This window comes from Wolbachia endosymbiont (group A) of Pipizella viduata, assembly GCF_964028555.1.
GTDB lineage: Bacteria > Pseudomonadota > Alphaproteobacteria > Rickettsiales > Anaplasmataceae > Wolbachia.
This window is the reverse complement of sequence record NZ_OZ034787.1, coordinates 1,125,077-1,143,248: the sequence shown is the minus strand read 5'-3', so window position 1 is coordinate 1,143,248 and position 18,172 is coordinate 1,125,077. Positions and strand designations below refer to the sequence as shown.

At 35.8% G+C, this 18,172-nt stretch carries 17 protein-coding genes and 1 tRNA gene; 10 read left to right on the top strand and 8 right to left on the bottom strand.

Going from position 1 to position 18,172, the window contains the following annotated elements:
- Positions 1-54 precede the first annotated feature (54 nt).
- From atpD to fsa, 3 genes are all read left to right on the top strand, one after another.
- Complete coding sequence (atpD, locus tag ABWU50_RS05520; protein WP_353276379.1) at positions 55-1,482, top strand: F0F1 ATP synthase subunit beta; 1,428 nt, start codon at positions 55-57, stop codon at positions 1,480-1,482.
- Positions 1,483-1,494: 12 nt separating this feature from the next.
- The gene (locus tag ABWU50_RS05515; RefSeq protein WP_353275675.1) at positions 1,495-1,839 is read left to right on the top strand and encodes a F0F1 ATP synthase subunit epsilon; all 345 of its coding nucleotides are present in this window, start codon (positions 1,495-1,497) and stop codon (positions 1,837-1,839) included.
- Positions 1,840-2,154: 315 nt separating this feature from the next.
- Complete coding sequence (gene fsa, locus ABWU50_RS05505) at positions 2,155-2,796, top strand: fructose-6-phosphate aldolase (protein ID WP_253309151.1); 642 nt, start codon at positions 2,155-2,157, stop codon at positions 2,794-2,796.
- 10 nt (positions 2,797-2,806) lie between these two features.
- Here the strand turns inward: fsa and guaB are convergent, their stop codons facing one another.
- Both guaB and rsmA read right to left on the bottom strand, forming a co-directional pair.
- Positions 2,807-4,300, bottom strand: a complete 1,494-nt coding sequence (gene guaB / locus ABWU50_RS05500) for an IMP dehydrogenase (protein ID WP_253309150.1) — start codon at positions 4,298-4,300, stop codon at positions 2,807-2,809.
- Between the two features lie 31 nt (positions 4,301-4,331).
- The gene (gene rsmA / locus ABWU50_RS05495) at positions 4,332-5,150 is read right to left on the bottom strand and encodes a 16S rRNA (adenine(1518)-N(6)/adenine(1519)-N(6))-dimethyltransferase RsmA (protein WP_264736236.1); all 819 of its coding nucleotides are present in this window, start codon (positions 5,148-5,150) and stop codon (positions 4,332-4,334) included.
- 78 nt (positions 5,151-5,228) lie between these two features.
- Between rsmA and ABWU50_RS05490 the strand changes: the two genes are divergently transcribed.
- Together ABWU50_RS05490 and ABWU50_RS05485 are read left to right on the top strand one after the other, a co-directional pair.
- Positions 5,229-5,301: transfer RNA gene (locus ABWU50_RS05490), tRNA-Thr, on the top strand.
- A gap of 24 nt (positions 5,302-5,325) precedes the next feature.
- On the top strand, positions 5,326-6,051 hold the full coding sequence (locus ABWU50_RS05485) for a triosephosphate isomerase (protein WP_353275674.1): 726 nt from the start codon (positions 5,326-5,328) through the stop codon (positions 6,049-6,051).
- 118 nt (positions 6,052-6,169) lie between these two features.
- On the opposite strand, the gene ABWU50_RS06880 is transcribed toward ABWU50_RS05485, so the two are convergent.
- Positions 6,170-6,361, bottom strand: a complete 192-nt coding sequence (locus ABWU50_RS06880) for a hypothetical protein (protein WP_410542061.1) — start codon at positions 6,359-6,361, stop codon at positions 6,170-6,172.
- A 42-nt stretch (positions 6,362-6,403) separates the two neighbouring features.
- Positions 6,404-7,492: a DNA-processing protein DprA gene (gene dprA / locus ABWU50_RS05475; protein ID WP_353275672.1), complete on the bottom strand. Its 1,089-nt coding sequence runs from the start codon at positions 7,490-7,492 to the stop codon at positions 6,404-6,406.
- A gap of 61 nt (positions 7,493-7,553) precedes the next feature.
- Here dprA and ABWU50_RS05470 point away from each other — a divergent pair, with 61 nt between their 5' ends.
- From ABWU50_RS05470 to ABWU50_RS05455, 4 genes are all read left to right on the top strand, one after another.
- Complete coding sequence (locus tag ABWU50_RS05470; RefSeq protein ID WP_353275671.1) at positions 7,554-7,928, top strand: ferredoxin family protein; 375 nt, start codon at positions 7,554-7,556, stop codon at positions 7,926-7,928.
- A 214-nt stretch (positions 7,929-8,142) separates the two neighbouring features.
- The gene (locus tag ABWU50_RS05465) at positions 8,143-9,318 is read left to right on the top strand and encodes a hypothetical protein (RefSeq protein WP_353275669.1); all 1,176 of its coding nucleotides are present in this window, start codon (positions 8,143-8,145) and stop codon (positions 9,316-9,318) included.
- A gap of 315 nt (positions 9,319-9,633) precedes the next feature.
- Positions 9,634-10,653, top strand: coding sequence for a D-alanine--D-alanine ligase (locus tag ABWU50_RS05460; RefSeq protein WP_264732117.1), 1,020 nt, complete (start codon positions 9,634-9,636; stop codon positions 10,651-10,653).
- Positions 10,634-11,392, top strand: coding sequence for a cell division protein FtsQ/DivIB (locus ABWU50_RS05455; RefSeq protein WP_353275666.1), 759 nt, complete (start codon positions 10,634-10,636; stop codon positions 11,390-11,392). Before ABWU50_RS05460 ends, ABWU50_RS05455 begins: the two co-directional genes overlap by 20 nt.
- 784 nt (positions 11,393-12,176) lie before the next feature.
- On the opposite strand, the gene murB is transcribed toward ABWU50_RS05455, so the two are convergent.
- From murB to ABWU50_RS05440, 3 genes are read right to left on the bottom strand one after another with little or no spacing between them, the layout of a single operon-like run.
- Positions 12,177-13,064, bottom strand: coding sequence for a UDP-N-acetylmuramate dehydrogenase (gene murB / locus ABWU50_RS05450; protein ID WP_353275664.1), 888 nt, complete (start codon positions 13,062-13,064; stop codon positions 12,177-12,179).
- The gene (hemC, locus tag ABWU50_RS05445) at positions 13,055-13,933 is read right to left on the bottom strand and encodes a hydroxymethylbilane synthase (RefSeq protein WP_353275662.1); all 879 of its coding nucleotides are present in this window, start codon (positions 13,931-13,933) and stop codon (positions 13,055-13,057) included. The genes murB and hemC overlap by 10 nt, the downstream gene beginning before the upstream one ends.
- A 39-nt stretch (positions 13,934-13,972) precedes the next feature.
- On the bottom strand, positions 13,973-14,185 hold the full coding sequence (locus ABWU50_RS05440) for a hypothetical protein (protein ID WP_353275660.1): 213 nt from the start codon (positions 14,183-14,185) through the stop codon (positions 13,973-13,975).
- 859 nt (positions 14,186-15,044) lie between these two features.
- Between ABWU50_RS05440 and secD the strand changes: the two genes are divergently transcribed.
- Positions 15,045-16,562: a protein translocase subunit SecD gene (gene secD, locus ABWU50_RS05435; protein WP_353276374.1), complete on the top strand. Its 1,518-nt coding sequence runs from the start codon at positions 15,045-15,047 to the stop codon at positions 16,560-16,562.
- On the opposite strand, the gene ABWU50_RS05430 is transcribed toward secD, so the two are convergent.
- On the bottom strand, positions 16,559-17,344 hold the full coding sequence (locus ABWU50_RS05430; protein WP_353275659.1) for an enoyl-ACP reductase: 786 nt from the start codon (positions 17,342-17,344) through the stop codon (positions 16,559-16,561). The genes secD and ABWU50_RS05430 overlap by 4 nt on opposite strands.
- Positions 17,345-18,172: the final 828 nt, after the last annotated feature.

Below are 18,172 nucleotides of genomic sequence, written 5' to 3'. Positions count from 1 at the left end.
TTTCTTTAGAAGTTCTTTTATGGAATTATAGTGTTGGGTGATAAAAATAAAGAGATGAATATAGGTAGAGCGATTAAGGTAACTCAAGCAGTTGTTGATATAAAATTTGAAGGTGAATTGCCTAAAATATTTAATGCTTTAAAAAGCAAACTAAAATATAAGGATAAGGAGCTGGTTTTAGAAGTTTCGCAGCATATAGGTGACAATATAGTTCGTTGTATTGCTATGGATAGCACAGATGGCATGTCAAGGGGGGATGAATTTGTTGATACAGGCGCACCAATATCAGTTCCGGTTGGGCGTTCAACTTTAGGAAGGATTTTTAATGTTGTTGGAGAGCTTATAGATGAGTGTGGTCCACTGAAGGGAAAATATAACTTAGAGCCTATACATAGAGCACCTCCAAGTTTTACTGAACAGAGAATACAGGAAGAAGTTTTAGTTACGGGAATAAAAGTTATAGATCTTCTTGCACCTTATCTTAAAGGAGGAAAAATTGGCTTATTTGGTGGAGCCGGTGTTGGTAAAACAGTCCTGATAATGGAATTAATTAATAATATAGCAAAAGCTCATAAAGGATTTTCTGTGTTTGCCGGGGTAGGGGAGAGAACGCGTGAAGGTAACGATCTTTATCACGAGATGATCACTTCAAATGTAATAAATATAAATGAGCATGAAAAATCTCAAGCTGTTTTGGTTTATGGTCAGATGAATGAGCCTCCTGGAGCAAGGGCTAGAGTTGCTTTAACAGCACTTACTATGGCAGAGTATTTTCGTGACCGTGAAAACCAAGATGTTCTATTTTTTGTGGATAATATCTTCCGTTTTACACAAGCTGGTTCTGAAATTTCTGCTTTACTTGGAAGAATACCGTCAGCTGTTGGTTATCAGCCAACCCTTGCAACTGATATGGGTGCAATGCAAGAAAGAATAGCTTCAACAACTTCTGGCTCTATTACTTCTGTGCAAGCTATATATGTTCCTGCGGACGATTTAACTGATCCAGCCCCAGCAACTACATTCTCTCATCTTGATGCCACCACAGTGTTGTCAAGGCAAATAGCTGAAATGGGAATATACCCTGCTGTTGATCCACTTGATTCAAATTCTCAGTCTTTATCTGCTGAAATCATTGGTGAAGAACATTATAAGGTAGCTTCTGAGGTGAAACGTATATTGCAAACTTATAAATCACTGCAGGATATTATCGCAATACTTGGTATGGATGAGCTATCTGATGAAGATAAAATTATTGTTGATAGGGCTCGTAAGATTCAGAAATTTCTTTCTCAACCTTTTCACGTTGCAGAAATATTTACTGGTATGCCTGGTAAATTTGTTTCACTTTCTGATACTGTTTCCAGTTTTAAAGAGATTGTTGAAGGTAAATATGATAACTTACCAGAGGCTGCTTTTTATATGGTGGGGAATATAGATGAAGCAATAAAAAAGGCTGAATTAATACAAGCTGAAGCTAAATAAAAGTTAAAGATTATGAATACTTTTAAAGTGCAATTTTTCTCTCCTGATGATCAAATTTCATTCAGTGGAGTGGTTTCTCTTTCAGTAACTGGGCTCGAAGGGGAGCTTATGATTTTAGCTCACCATGCTCCTTACTTAATTTATTTATTGCCTGGTATGATTACTATTAAAATGAGTAACCAAACAGAAAAGAAGGTTGTAATTGATAGTGGCGTATTAGAAGTTGCAAATAATAATTGTAGCATTATAACAAGTCAAATTCAGGTTTTTGATCGTGCAATTCATGATGAGAAATCGTTTAAAAATAAGAGAATTAGTATATATTTAAGTTATCTTGATGAGAAATTTCTTTCTTAGTTATTTTAGGCAAAAAGTCGGTTATCACTTTCTTGTCATCCAAGTAGCCCAACTTTTGTCATCCAAGTGCTTTTTTTTCTGTCATTCAGTATTCTCTTCCCTGTCATCCCAGTATTCATCTTTGTCATCCCAGTGCGTGACACTGGGATCTAGGTGTAAAAATATTTGTAAATTATGCAATGGGTAATAGATTCTAGGAGCATATAATGTTCATAATAAAAAAAAGATGGATCCCAGTGTCAGCTACTTGGATGACAAAGGAGGGCGTTTGGATGACAAGATTTTGCAAGGGTATTTTTTTTATGGGAGATTAATATGGAAATTTTTCTTGATAGCGTTGATTTAAATGAAATTAAAGAACTAAAGGAGTTCATTGACGGCATAACAACTAATCCTTCTTTAATAGCAAAGTCCGGGCGTAAAGATAAATACGAGGATTTAGTGCGTGAAATATGCTCTATTATCAAGGGGCCTGTTAGTGTTGAAGTTGTTGCAAATAACCATGCAGATATGGTTAAAGAAGGCCTTAAGTTAGCGAAAATCGCTGATAATGTTGTGGTAAAATTGCCCCTTACATATGAAGGATTAATTTCTTGTAAAAAGTTGTGGACAGAGCATAAAATACCTGTTAACATCACATTATGTTTTTCTCCTGGACAGGCACTGCTTGCCGCTAAGGCCGGTGCTTGTTTTATTTCTCCCTTTGTTGGTCGCCTTGATGATATAAGCTATGATGGCTTATCACTAATAGAAGATATATGTACTATATATTCTAATTACGGTTTTGATACTAAAGTTCTTGTTGCATCAGTGAGAAGCCCAGCACATGTAATAGAAGCTGCAAGGCTTGGTGCTGATTCAATTACTGTGCCAGCAAAAGTACTTAGACAATTAATTAATCACCCACTTACTGACCAGGGGCTAGCAATATTTGAAAAAGACTGGGGTGCAAAATAATAAACGGTCACTACTCTGAATCGGTTGACAAATTGGACGCTTGATAAGCGTAATTTGGAGCTTCTTGTGTAATGACTACATCATGAGCATGACTCTCTCTTAATCCTGATGCAGTAATAGTAACAAATTTACAATTTTTTTTCATCTCTTCTATATTCCTATTACCAGTATACCCCATTGCAGCTTGCAATCCGCCAATCAACTGATGGATTACTCCTGAAGCTGGACCTTTGAATGGAACTCTTCCTTCCACTCCTTGTGGAACTAATTTTAGTTTTGAATCTTTATCTTGAAAATAACGGCTAGCTGAACCTCGTTTCATTGCACTAATAGATCCCATTCCTCGATAGCCTTTATATGCTCTGCCCTTATACATGATAATCTCACCTGGGCTTTCGTCAGTGCCAGCAAAAATTGAACCAATCATCACAGAGTCAGCACCAGCTGCAATAGCTTTTGCAACATCTCCTGAGTATTTTACCCCACCATCAGCAATTAGTCTGACGTTTCTTGCTCTACACGTCTCTGCAACATTCTTGATTGCAGAGAATTGTGGCACACCAACACCTGTAACTATTCTGGTTGTACAGATTGATCCTGGTCCTATTCCGACCTTCACTGCATCAACACCCGCATCAATCAACGCTTCAGCAGCCTCCTTTGTTGCAATGTTTCCGCCAATTAATTGCGTATTAGGATACATCTTTTTTATTTCCCTAATGGTATTGATAACGTTTTCGGAATGACCGTGAGCAGTATCCACAACAACTACATCAACTTCTTCTCCGATCAAAGCTTCACATCTTTCTATACCATCTTTTTTACCAGTGCCAATTGCAGCGGCAACTCTGAGCCGCCCTTTACTGTCTTTACATGAATTTGGGTATCTATTGTATTTTTCAATGTCTTTAACCGTAATTAAACCTATACAACAAGAATTTTCATCTACGACCAAAAGCTTTTCTATTCTATTTTCATGCAACAATTTCATTGCTGAGGCACTATTCACTCCCTGCTCCCGCACTGTCACTAACTTATCTTTTGTCATCACTTCGGAAACTTTTACATTCATGTTCTGGTCTTCAATAAACCTCACATCTCGGTTAGTTAAAATTCCAACTAACTTGAGTTGATCGACTACAGGAATGCCAGAATAATTGTGCTCTCTCATTAATGAAATTGCTTCCGCAACTGTTTTATCCGGTGAAATCGTAATTGGGTTATACACGATCCAACTTTCATATTTTTTCACCCTTCTTACTTCTAAAACTTGTTCATCTATTGATAAATTCTTATGTATGCAACCTATCCCTCCATGTTGGGCAATAGCTATTGCAAAGCCCGATTCAGTAACAGTATCCATTGCAGATGATATGAGAGGGATATTTAGTTCTATATTATTTGTTAAATAAGTTTTTGTATCTGCATCGCAAGGCAATATATTAGAATAGGCTGGCAAAAGAAGTATATCGTCAAACGAATAACAAGCTTCCATTTTTTTCATAGGCTTTATTTAAAGCTTATACGCCAATTAATTAAATTGCAATAGGGCTTTTGCAAAATAAGCATTCTACATTATTTGCCAGCAAACAAAACTGCTCAATGGTTAAGTTTTCTGGACGTTCGTTTCCACTCAATTTAGCGTTTTCAAGGACAGTTTCAGCGTGGTTCGTTATATTTTGCAAGCTATTTCTCAGCATCTTTCTTCTTTGAGCAAAAACGGCACGTGTTAATCTTGTTAAGGTTTCCAAATTTACTGCAAACTTTGGGGTAGGCAAAGGATTTACTGTAATTACTGAAGAATGTACTTTTGGCCTTGGAAAAAACTCTTTAGGTTCAATATCAAATTCCTTTTTTATATCACATAGTAACTGGCTTAGCACTGATAAGGAACCATAATCTTTAGAATTGGGTCTTGCCGTAATGCGATCTGCTACCTCTTTTTGAAACATTAATGTCAAGTTCGTAAAAAATTTTATATTATTTAACCACTTTAAAAATAACACTACCGAGATATTGTAAGGCAAGTTAGCAATAACTTTGACTGGGCGCTCTATCAGCTCTTCTTCTATAACATGCAGTGCATCCGCTTCTATAATTCTATACTTTCCTTGATGCTCATTTAGCAGTTGGTCATGGTGTTTTACTAAATCTCTATCTTTTTCTATAGAAAGTAGAGACTTTGGATTATGCACCAATATTTCCCTTGTTAATGCACCATATCCAGGACCAATCTCAATGACGTTAAAATTCTCTAGATTGCCAGCTAAAACGACTATTCTTTTTATTATCTCACTTGATAAAATAAAATTTTGCCCTAGACTCTTTTTTGGCTTCAGTAAAAATTTTCTCATATTATTTTCATTATACAGTATTTTAAAAATCAGTTGACTAAAATCCATTGATAATTGTATATTATTAATGTGTTTAACGCCGGCTTAGCTCAATTGGTAGAGCAACTGACTTGTAATCAGTAGGTTGTCAGTTCAAGTCCGACAGCCGGCACTCTCGCCCATATAAGTAAAGTTGATGTCCTTTTTAATAGTAGCAAATTGGAAGATGAATGGAACACGGTCTTCATTTGTTGACTTTATAGGCAAACTTAATAACAAGAACAATGAGATTACTTCTAGACTAGTGATTTGTCCACCATTTACCGCATTTTCAGACAGTATAGAGTTGAGCGATAATATTAATATAGGAGCACAGAATTGCCATTATAAAAAATCTGGTTCTTACACAGGTGAAATTAGCGCAGAAATGTTAAAGGAATTAGGGTGTACTTACGTAATACTTGGGCATTCTGAAAGGGCTAACGAAACAGATAGTGAAATAAAACTTAAGTCGGAAATAGCAATAGAATCAGGCTTACACCCAATTATCTGTGTAGGTGAAAATTCAGAAGATTATAAGAATGAAAAAACAAAAGAAGTAATAGAATATCAATGCAAAAACCGTTTGCCAACACACGGTGAATATACCGTAGCATATGAGCCAATATGGGCAATAGGCACAGGTCATGTGCCAAATAATGATGCAATTGCTGAGGTGATAGAGGTAATAAAATTGTGTACTGGTAAAAAACACATTACATATGGTGGTTCAGTCAGTTCAGAAAATATAGAAAATTTGTTAAATATTTCAAATTTATCAGGAGTTTTAATTGGCAGTGCAAGCTTAGATTTCGATCACTTTTATAAAATCATACAACAAGTTGAAAAAAAGTTTTCTCTTATCAATTCTAAAAGTAGATAAAAGGGAATTACTCACTATAGGAATAGGGCTATCACGGGCGTCTCAGCAGATTCCGCTAACGCGTACTCCCTCGTCATAACGTCACGGTATCCGCTAACACGTAGCGAGATGACGGTTGTCAGAGTGACACTGGTTTCCATACAAAGGTGGTGTCATCTAAGTAGCTGACACTGATTTCCATCCAAGACGGTGTAATCCCAGTGCCCAGACTACTTGGATCCAGAAGACTTAATTTCAACCAAGTGGCTGCATAATAAAGGCTGGATTCCAGCGTCACGCGCTGGAATGACATCTTTCTTGGTGGACTCAAATCACAATGTTCGTACGGTTGTGGGCTTATAGCTAAAGTAATCTAGAAAATTAACGATATTTTATTCCCCGGTGAACGCTCTATTTTGTTTTCCAACTCTAGTTCTAAAAGAGCCATTAGAGCTATGTTGGCAGAAAGTCCGCTTGCTAATATAAGTTCATCTATATCAACAGGTACAGAGTTAATATGATCAACTATAACAGATTTTGCCTGTTGTAATTTTTCTTGTTTTTGGTTAACAGAATGGTGCTCAACATCAAATAGGTTTTTTTGCTGCGGAGGTAAACTAAACCTAACACTTTCTATTATGTCATCAGCGGACTCGATAAGCTTAGCACCGTTTTTAATTAAATAATTACTACCACTACAGCGTGAATCTAAAGGGAAACCAGAAACTGCAAATACCTCTCTCCCTTGATTTAAAGCAAAATCTGCTGTTATTAGAGAGCCAGAACGTTTCGATGCTTCAATCACTACAACACCCAGCGATAGACCAGATATAATTCGATTCCTTTGAGGAAAATACTGAGGCTTTGGTTTAGTAGCAAATGGAAGCTCAGTAATTACTAAACCACCGTTCCCAGTGATTTTTTTGTATAGATCAAAATTCTCTTTTGGATACACCACATCAATTCCGCTTGCTGTAACAGCAATAGTGGGATGATTTTTGTATATTACACTGTTTGCTGCGGTATCGATTCCTTTTGCAAGTCCAGAAACGATAACAAAACCAGCTTCGCTTAAATCAAGTGCTAGTTTACTGGCAAAATTTCTTCCATTCATCGAAGAGTTGCGCCCACCGATTATTGCAATTATCTCACGGCTTAATAATGATATATTACCAAACGCAGTTATTATAGGAGGACAACTAGAGATATTTCTTAAAAGATCAGGGTAATCTGGGTCACATGCGGGTATAATTTTAGCTCCAATTCTTTCTGCATTATTGATTTCTTCTCGTGCATCTTGAATGCCATACACCTTATTATTAGCCACCCTATTGAGATATTTTAGCACCTCATCTAGCGATCCATGTGTTCTTAGTATACTAAAAAACTTTATTGGTCCTATAGTTCTAGCCAAGCTTAACCATACTTCTAATTCTTTGTTGTTCAATTTATTTATCTTCATAAAAGGCTTGAATTTCTTATCAATTTAGTGTACCCAAGATAATGCAAATATACAGTGTTTTATGACGCATTTTGTTACAGATAAATGCATAAAATGTAAATATACGGACTGTGTGGAAGTATGTCCCGTTGACTGCTTCTATGAAGGTAAAAACATGCTCGTGATTAACCCAGATGAATGTATTGATTGCGGAGTGTGCATACCTGAGTGTCCAGTAGATGCAATTGTAACTGATGATTCCATAAAAGATATTTTAGAATTAGATGAAGAATTACTGAGCAGCGAACAAAAAACTTTCAAGTTATTTTACAGTATAAATGTAGAATACTCACAAAAATGGCCAAACATCACAGCTAAAAAGCAACCTCTCTATACTGCAGAAGAGTATAAGGAAAAAAAGGATAAAACAACTTATTTTGATGAAAATTTAGAGTAATACTGTTGAAGAGGAAGAAACTTCTTTTATATCTTATCCTGTTTGTCTTTGGTTATTGAAAATGGTCGCATTATTTAGGTTTTTAGTAATATTTAATATTAGATTAATAATAATCTACTTGGAAACAACGAAAGATTATGTTAAATATAGAATTAACGAATTATTATATAACTTTTAGTAGGATGACAGTATTATAAAATTTAGAGGCATCAAAATGGAAAATCACGCTAAAGAGAGTATAAACCCAACAAAGCATAAAGTAGTATTACCAAACTCAAAAACAATCAATATTGAAGGAACAAATTTCAAGTATGAAATACATCACGATCAATTAGATGATAAAGATCTTCTTATGATTGAAAAATACGCTAATTATATTTTTCATGCCTACCAAGAGAGATATGGTTTAGATATCAATACAGATCGTACTTTTAAAGGCTTTATATATAACAGCTTAACAGATTTGCGTAATGCACGTCCAGGGCATAACACGGCTTATGCAGGCGCATCTTTTCACCACTACCCTCATAAAAGTGGATCTATAGCTCATGACTTGACAGCAATGATTGATTTTACTCTAAATTTGTATAATAGGGAAAAGCACGGTATTCCTTACCCAGAAGACAAATACACGTTTATAAGAGATGTAGAAAAAGAATTAAAAGCCATTAGATTAGACGATAATCAAGAAGAGTCAAATACAGGGGAGAAACCTGAAACAACAATTAATCAAGAAGAGCCAAAAAAAATAGAACCTTCAGGCTCAGAAGAGGAAGGAAAAATCAAGGTAGATGAGGAAAAAAGTAGCCAAGAAGAAATCAGTCCAAAAACAGTGTTGCCACATTCAAAAACAATCAATATTGAGGGAACAAACTTTAAGTATGAAATACATTACGATCAATTAGATGAGAAAGATCTCCTTACGATTGAAAAATACGCTAATTATATTTTTCATGCCTACCAAGAGAGATATGATTTAGATATGAACACAGATCATACTGTTAAAGGCTTTACATATAACAACTTAGCAAATTTGTCTGACGATGATTATGATTCTATTACCGCGGATTATCACGAATACCATTATCACAGTGAGTCTATAGCTAATGATTTGACAACAATGATTTATGTTACTCTAAATTTGTATAATGAGAAAAATTACGGCACTTCTTCCCCAAGAGGCGAATTTATAAGAGATGTAGCAGAAGAATTAAAAAACATTGGATTAGACGATAATCAAGGAGAGTTAAATACAGAAGAGAGACCTAAAACAACAATTAATCAGGAGAAACAGGAAAAAGAATTAAAGGAATCTGATCAACAAGATGTTATAACAACTACTGATCACCCGCTAGATGATTATAATCATGATTATCACTTAATAGGCTAGCAAGTAGCGCTAGCAAAAATTAATCAGGAAAAAGGGTTAGAGGGAGCAAGATGTTATCTGATCAACCCGCCAGATGAATTATAGTCGTGAGAACCTGTTTATAATCTTTTGAGGAGTAAAGGCTAGGTATACAGATTCCAAAATGAACGGTTCTCACAACCTTTAGTTTTTATTGCTGAAAATAATCATATTATCAAGTTTTTAACATTATTTAATACTAAGTTAATATTAATTCATTGATAAATTTTTAGCTATAGAAGCAGGTTTTTATTGAAGATAAAAGTATCTTCTATATGCTATATAGCAAAACATAGAATGCTCATGATTCCAACTATAGCAATTTTAAGTGGTGGATTTTCTTGCGAGAGAGAAGTGTCGCTTATGAGCGGAAAAGCAGTAAAGAAGGCACTTGATAGCCTTTCATATAATGCAATAGAAATAGATGTTGACAGCAATATTGCTGAAAAGCTTAAAAAAATTAATCCGGGCCTTACTTTTATCGCTCTGCATGGACCTTATGGTGAAGATGGTTGCATTCAAGGTTTATTGGAAATCTTAGGTATAAAATATACACACTCAGGAGTTATGGCTTCTGCTGTTGCTATGAATAAAGTGATGTCAAAGCATATATTTCGATCCCTTAGTATCGACACTCCAAAAGGTTATGTAATTAGCCAAGAAGATCTACTAAAAAATAATATTAAAATCGATTATCCGTACGTCTTAAAACCAATTAACGAAGGTTCTAGCATCGGAGTGCATATTGTTTCCTCATATGAAGACCATTTAAAATTTAAAAATGACGCTATCATACTTGATGTCATTCAAGTAGCTGACACTGGAATCCAGAAAAAAGAACCAGTGTCAGCTACCTCTATGACAAGAGACTTGATGATCATAGAAGAATATGTCCCAGGAATAGAGTTACATACTGCTGTATTGCTAGATGAAGCAATTGGCACTATGGAAATACGACCAAAAAATAAATTCTATGATTATGAAGCAAAGTATACAGATGGATTTGCAGAACATATATTTCCTGCTGAAATTCCTGACAATATATATAAAATGACCTTGGAACACGCACTGAAAATTCATCAATTTTTAGGCTGTAAAACTATTTCCCGCTCAGATTTCCGTTATAATCCCAAAAATAACACTTTAAAAATGCTTGAGATTAATACACATCCTGGCTTTACTGAGTTATCGTTAGTGCCAGAAATTGCAAAATTGGCAAAAGGAATCAATTTTAATGAATTAGTTAAAATTATTATTGAAGATAGTTTGCAGCACAAAAATATTAGGGATTTAAGTCATGTTGAGCAGTATTACTAGAAGCCAAAGGAGTTTTTTGCGCAAGTGCGCTTTCGTTATTATAACTGCGCTTTTTTTTACATTAGTACTTTATAGTTCACTTGATAAAATAATAAATCGATTTAATTACTACTTTACTTGGTGTAATGAGTGCCTATCCAGTTTATTACTCAGCAATGGATTTTCAATCGATGAAGTAGTTGTGAGCGGCAACAAATTTACAAACAAAAAGGATATTCTAAGTTTGACAGATAGAACGCAACCTATCCTGTATATATCACTTTCAAAACTTGCCGGTAACATACAATCCGTAAGCAGATGGATAAAATACGTAAGAGTTCACAGAATTTTGCCCAATACCCTACATATTAATATAGATGAGCATAAACCGTTTGCTCTCTGGAAAGATAATAACAAAACCTCGGTAATTGATTTCGAAGGCAAAGTGATCGTAGATGACTATCCAGTAGATGATCTTGTTGTAATTACAGGACAAAACTCGTTATCAAACCTAGAATTTGTTAGAGATATGTTAGAGAGTAAAACTCAATTAAGTAACCACATTTCTTCTTTTGCTTATATAGGGAATAGAAGATGGAATATCATACTTGATAACGATTCCACAGTGAAACTGCCTGAAGATAACCCTTCTAGTGCATGGGACTATTTAAACCACTTGCACAATACAACTGATTTTACTTTCAGCGATTGGAGTATTATTGATATGCGTATTACTGATAAAATTTTTGTGAAGAGGTGATCTGCTGTCATCCAAGTAGCGGGATGACGAGCTTATCGTCATGCTGCCGCGAACCGTCATACCGCCGCGGTATCTATTAGCCGCTAACAAGTAGCGAGATGACAGCAGTCCTACGTCATACCGTCACGGTATCTCAGCCGCTAACAAGTAGCGGGATGACGGTTGTCGTTTAGCCATAAATATTTAAGAAATTCACCAAACGAAAAAAAAGGCAAAAGAAGCCCTGGTCATTGTCTATTTTCAGTATTTGGCGTTTTTTAAGCCTTAAACGCTGCAATTTAGCTGCTTTTAAGTGCAACTAACCTTAGCTAAAATGTTTAAGAAATTTACTAAGCAGAAAAAAAGGCAAAAGAAACCCCGTGGTAATTAGTGTTCACTTCCTAATCCTGCAAATTGGCGTACTATACTGTCTTAAACGACTTATAAGCGCGTTTCAGCTTATATAGGTAAAAACCTAGAAATGTTGTGAAGACATAAGGTGCACATAGTGCAAAAAATTAAAAATAAGACGCCAACTACGTTGTTTTCTTGCTGTTTAATCTGCACAGATGAAGATAACTGAATACCTTCATTGTCATAATAAGGGGGCCGGCGAAACTTGTCAAGCAAGTTTTTTCGTTTCTATAAATCTGGATTTCAGCGTTATGCGCTGGAATAACAACGTAAGGTAAATTTTTCAACATCCCAAAATTACAGAATTTAGTCTGTTTAATTAAGTGTGAAAGGTTACGATCATGCTAAGTCATTAGGAAAGATTAGAATATACAGCAGCTATAAAAACTGTTTAATAGCTACCCAAAACCCTTATTTCCCACTCAAGTTCAACATTAAATTTATCCTTCACTGCATCTTTTACTCTGTTGCCAAGGTTTTCCAAGTCAGATGCAGTTGCATTATCGTAATTGAGCAAGAAGTTACAATGTTTCTTAGAGATTCTAGCTCCACCAATATTTAACCCTAGGCAGCCAGATTTATCAATTAACTCCCATGCTCGGTAGTTTTTTGGATTTTTGAATATGCACCCAGCAGTTTTTCCTCTTATTGGCTGGCTTTTATTTTTTTTCTCAACAATTTCTTTTAACCTTTGCAATATAAGCTCATGCTCTGAGTTTACTCCTTTAAACTCAGCTTCAACAAAAATCCAATTTCCTTTTAAGCTATGTCCACGATAAAAATATCCCATTTCTTTGCTGGAGAACTCATATAGGTTTCCATCCTCTAGGTTCACTGCTTTTATGGATTGTACAACGCTTGCGATGTCACTACCATACGCACCTGCATTCATTTCTATTCCGCCACCAACTGTTCCTGGAATTCCAACTAGAAACTCGAGTCCACTAATTTGTTGCTCTCCTGTAAAGTAAGCAAGGTTCCTGAGCAGCGCAGCACCACCTGCAACAATGGAGTTGTTACCCTTACTTTTAATATATGCAAACTCCTTACCTAATTTTATTGTTATTCCTCGAATGCCACTATCTCGTACTATTATGTTGGATGTTGCACCAATAACGCTAACTGGCAGTTCAGTATTTTTAATCAAGTATGTTAAATCTTCAATATCACATGGTTTAAATAACACATCAGCTCGTCCACCGACGTTTAACCACGTCGCTTTAGACATTAAGATGTCATAGCGATAGATTCCACGTACTTTAGGTAAGCTTATAAGCATTTTGATTTCAACTCTAGTCCTGCATCCATACCCATTTTCTCCGCATCTTCTATAAATGAAGTGCGCTCAGTGAAGTATATATTTTTTCCACTTGCTAACATACAACAAAGGTGTAGCATATTTTCGTTCACATATTCAGCCAAAGATGCAAGTGGTGTAAAACATGAACCATTCACTGTCTTCATAAAACTGCGCTCTGATTTCACTCTTATAAAAGACATATTATTATTAATTTTCTCTACAAGATCGATAATTTTTACATCATTCCTTCTACATTGAATACAAATCGCTCCCTGTCCCACTGCACTTAACATAACTTTTGGTGGCAATACCTCTGTAATTAAGTGATTCTTTTCTAATCTTATGAGTCCTGCTTCAGCTAGAATTATTCCATCAAAACTTTGATTTTGCAATCTAGTTGTTACATTTCCACGTAGCGATATTATATTTAGATCTGGTCTAACATTTAACAACTGAACTTTTCTTCTTATTGAAGAAGTGGCAATAGTAGCCTGCTGTGGCAAAGACTCAAGGCTATTGTGTTTATGAGAAATAAACGCATCGCATGGACTTAGCCTTTCTAAAACACAAGGAATTGTTAAACCCCCTGAGAAAAACGCAGGCACATCCTTTAGCGAATGAACTGCCATATCTATATTATTTTCGAGCAATTCAGCCTCAATTTCTTTAATGAATAATCCTTTACCTCCTATTTCAGCAAGATTTGCGTTTGCATACTTATCTCCAGAAGTTTTTATCTTAACAATTTCAATAGATAAGTTAGGAAAAGAGTCCAGCAACTTTTGTTTTGCTTCCAAAGCCTGGGCAACTGCAAGCTTGCTTCCTCTGGTACCTATTTTGACTAGCATATGTATGACTGTTTGAATACCAAACCTTAACCTAATTAATTATTTAAACACTTTGGTAGCGTGTATCGCATTAACTTCGGTTACCATCTCTCTGATGTCATCCGAGTAGCTGACTACTTGGATCGAGTTTAATTCATCATATGAGCCTTTGCATTTATTGTACTTTAACTTAAAACCAAAAGCAACTTTGCCTTTACAAAATAATAACCTTTTATATGCATAAATAAGCTTACTGGATTCTAGTACTTGCATGACAGCAGTCCTACGTCATACCGCCGCGGTATCTCACATAGATCCCGCTAACAAGCAGCGGGATGACGGTTGTCAGGGTAGCTGTCATCCCAGTGCCCAGACACTGGGATCCATTTTGCATGTAATTCCGCTATAGTATTATGTTTTAGTGTAAAGTTTGGTATTTATCCATTAAGTTCGTTTGCGAGCAAAGTTCGCTAGATTCCAGTGTCAAGCACTGGAATGACATCATAGGGGTACTGGGATGACAAAAAAAGGAGCACTGACCATTTTCGGTCTCTTAAATTGCTTTAGCTACAAACGTTAAGAAATTTACCAAATGAAAAAAAAGGCAAAAGAAGCCCCGTGGTTGGCTAATTACTTACATTATACTTTCAAGTATGGCGTTTTTTTATTCTAAACGCTTAATAACCGCGATTTAGCTGCTTTTTAATGCAACTAACCTTTAGTCATAAATGTTTAAGAAATTTACTAAACAGAAAAAAAGGCAAAAGAAACCCTAGGGTAGCTAATTATTCACTATCCATTTTTTAAGTTGGCGTTTTTTAATGTTTTAAATGCTTTATAAGCGTATTTCAGCTTGTATAGGTAAAAACCTAGAAATTTGATAAAGACATAGAGTGCACATAGTGCAAAAAATTAAACATGAGACGCCAGATACGTTGAGTTTTTTGTCATTTAATCTGTACAGAGAAGATAAATAAATAGCTTCACTATCATGATAAGGGGGCTGGCGAAACTTGTCAAGGAAGTTTTTCGTTTCTATAGCTACTTGGATGACACCATAGGTTATTTAGGCAACAGAGAATTTTACAAAAATCTATTTTTAACTTACACTGCAATTTTAAACCTACAACTTATGTACAACAGGCTTATAGTCAAATCTTTTTCAGTATTATGCATCTGTTTATTTGCTTTATACATAACGCTGCCAAATTTCTTTGATAATAAGCTTTTTATTTCGAAAAAAAGAATAAACTTAGGCCTTGACCTGAAAGGAGGGGCATCTTTGCTTCTAAACATAGACTTAGACTTCTATTTTAAGGAAAAGCTAGGCATGCTAGCAGGTGAGATAAAAGAGACATTGCTAACAAAAAATATTGAATCTAACGTACAAAATAGCGAACAAGTAATTGTAACTTTAAATAATATTGATGATTATAAAAAAGCATCTGTGTTGATTAATGCGATAAATCCAAATTTAGAGCTAAATAGAAAAGATTCTTCAATTCTCATTTCGTATAAACCCCATTATAAAAATTCTTTGATCAGTGAAGTAGCTGCAGAATCAATAAACAATGTCCAGCGGCGTTTGGACAAACTTGGCACAAAGGAAGTTAGCGTTCAAAAACAAGGGCAGAATAAAATATTAGTGCAGGTGCCTGGAGTAGAAGACACCGAGCAGATAAAATCTCTGCTTGGCAAAACTGCTAGACTAGCTTTTCATTTGGCAAACACTAACATAGCCAAGGTGCAGGATATAGATCACGAAACTACTGTCATGCTCAAGGATTCTTTAGGTAATTCTTATCCAATATTCCGCAAAACTGAAATAGGTGGCGATTCGCTGGTTAACGCATCAGTTAGATTTGGTCACTTAGGTAAACCAACAGTGCATTTTAAATTTGACAGCATAGCGAGTAAAAGATTCGCGAAAATCACTAAAGAAAATGTGGGAAAACCTTTTGCAATTATTCTGGATAACACAGTCTTAACAGTACCTACAATACGTGAGCCAATTTTAAATGGAGAGGGAGAAATTAGCGGTAATTTCACTGAAAAACAAGCAAGCGAACTTGCAATACTTTTAAAATCTGGAGCACTGCCAGCACCACTTAAAATAATTGAAGAAAAAAACATTGGTCCAAGCCTTGGAGAAGAATCAATAAAGGCAGGGGAAATGGCAGCAACAATCTCTATTATAGCCGTGGCTTTATTTATAATTATCACTTACGGCAAATTAGGTATATTAGCTTCTGTTGCGCTTTTTTCTAATGTAATTCTTATATTATCAATTCTCACTCTGCTTGAAGCAACTCTAACTTTACCTGGAATTGCAGGTATTGCACTCACTGTCGGTATGGCGGTGGATGCAAATGTTTTAATATTTGAGCGAATTCGAGAGGAAATCAAATCTGGCAAGAGAGTGGAACGTGCTATTGAAGAAGGGTTTAAAAACGCTATAAAGACAATACTGGATTCAAATATCACAACACTCATTGCTGCAGGAATAATGTTCATTATTGGCAGCGGAGCAATTAGAGGCTTTTCTGTCACTTTATCAATAGGAATTTTATGTTCGATGTTTTCTGCAATCACAGTCACAAAACTCCTGATAGAGTTGTGTATGAACCCGAAGGAACTAGTGCTTTGTTAGTCAACCACCTTCATTCCCACAACGTTATATCCTGAATCGACGTGCAAAATTTCTCCAGTAGTGCCACTACTTAAGTCGCTTAATAAGTATAACGCTGCCTTGCCAACATCCTCTATTGTAACATTGCGTCTAAGCGGAGAATTATTTCTATTCCATTCTGATATGAAGTGAAAATCGCTTATTCCAGAAGATGCTAAAGTTCTGATTGGACCAGCGGAAATTGCATTTACTCTGATATTTTGTGGCCCGAGATCACATGCTATATATTTTACACTTGCTTCAAGTGCTGCTTTACATAAACCCATAACGTTATAATTTGGCATAACTTTTTCAGCGCCATAATAAGATAAAGTAAGTAAACTACCACCACCTGACATCATTTTTTCAGCTCTTTGCGCTAAAGCAGTGAAAGAATAGCACGATATATGCATTGCATTGAGGAAGTTATTGAGTGAAGTATTGACATATTTACCATCTAACTCATTTTTATCGGAGAATGCTATTGCATGCACCAAAAAGTCAAGAGTACCCCATTTTTTCTCTATTATTTCAAAAGCGTTATCTATGATTTCTTCATTTGAAACATCACAGTGTAATATTAGCTCCACATTTAATTCATCTACTATCGGTAATAATTTTTCTTTTACTATTTCGTTCTGGTAGGTGATTGCAAGTTCTGCTCCGTGCTCTGAGAGAGCTTTTGCTATACCGCATGCTATCGATCTCTTATTTGTTATTCCAGTTATTAACCCCTTTTTGCCTTGTAATAGACTTGTCATCATAGAACTATCTGTTTTTTTATAATTTGGAGTATTAACTAGATAAAGTCAAGATATCAACTATGTTTTAAAACATTTTTTGCAGTAACTTGAAGTCTAGTATTAGCAATACCACTGTTAACAAAAAGGCAACGATGAGAGTTTCTATAGGGAGAGTAGACCAGCGGACCTTCCCCGCCAGCCTCTCACAGAACTGTGCATGAACCTCTCGACTCACACAGCTACCATTATTCGGCCCTTGCTACTAATTATAGCATAATCAAGGACTCTGTTTTAATCAATTGCTCATCCCATTTCTGGTTGACAAAACAATTAAAACTAAATCCCTTCGCTCCATTTCCATTACAGAGACTTCTTCACTACTACGCGCCCCTGTTTCTCGCGTCGGTACTCTCATCCTTAGAGATCAGCTCTTTGGACTTCTCCCTTATCATCGAAACGACAGGTTCCCGTAGTTCCACACAATAGCCTAAAATAGATTCACGCCACCTCTATGCCAGACGCCACCTATCCAGTAAACAATCTCCCGATAGATTTATCCCAGGTTAGGTTAGACCCCTGGTTTTGACGTCGTCTAGTTCCTTTCGACACTTTATCAGTGGTTCATTTCCATTCGTCTCTCTATTTCATACATGACGCATAATTGCGCCTTTTCCATAACGCTCACTACCTTAGCTCTTTACCAAAGCAGCTTATGGCTGTTTGAAGCCTGCTCTTGTAAACCGGCTCCGAGGGGCCCACCCTCATCTATTGCGTAGCTTTTGCACTTAGTTTGCTCTTACTTGAACATTCTTTGTGTCTCTACGGCACACCTAACCCAAGAAAGGTTTT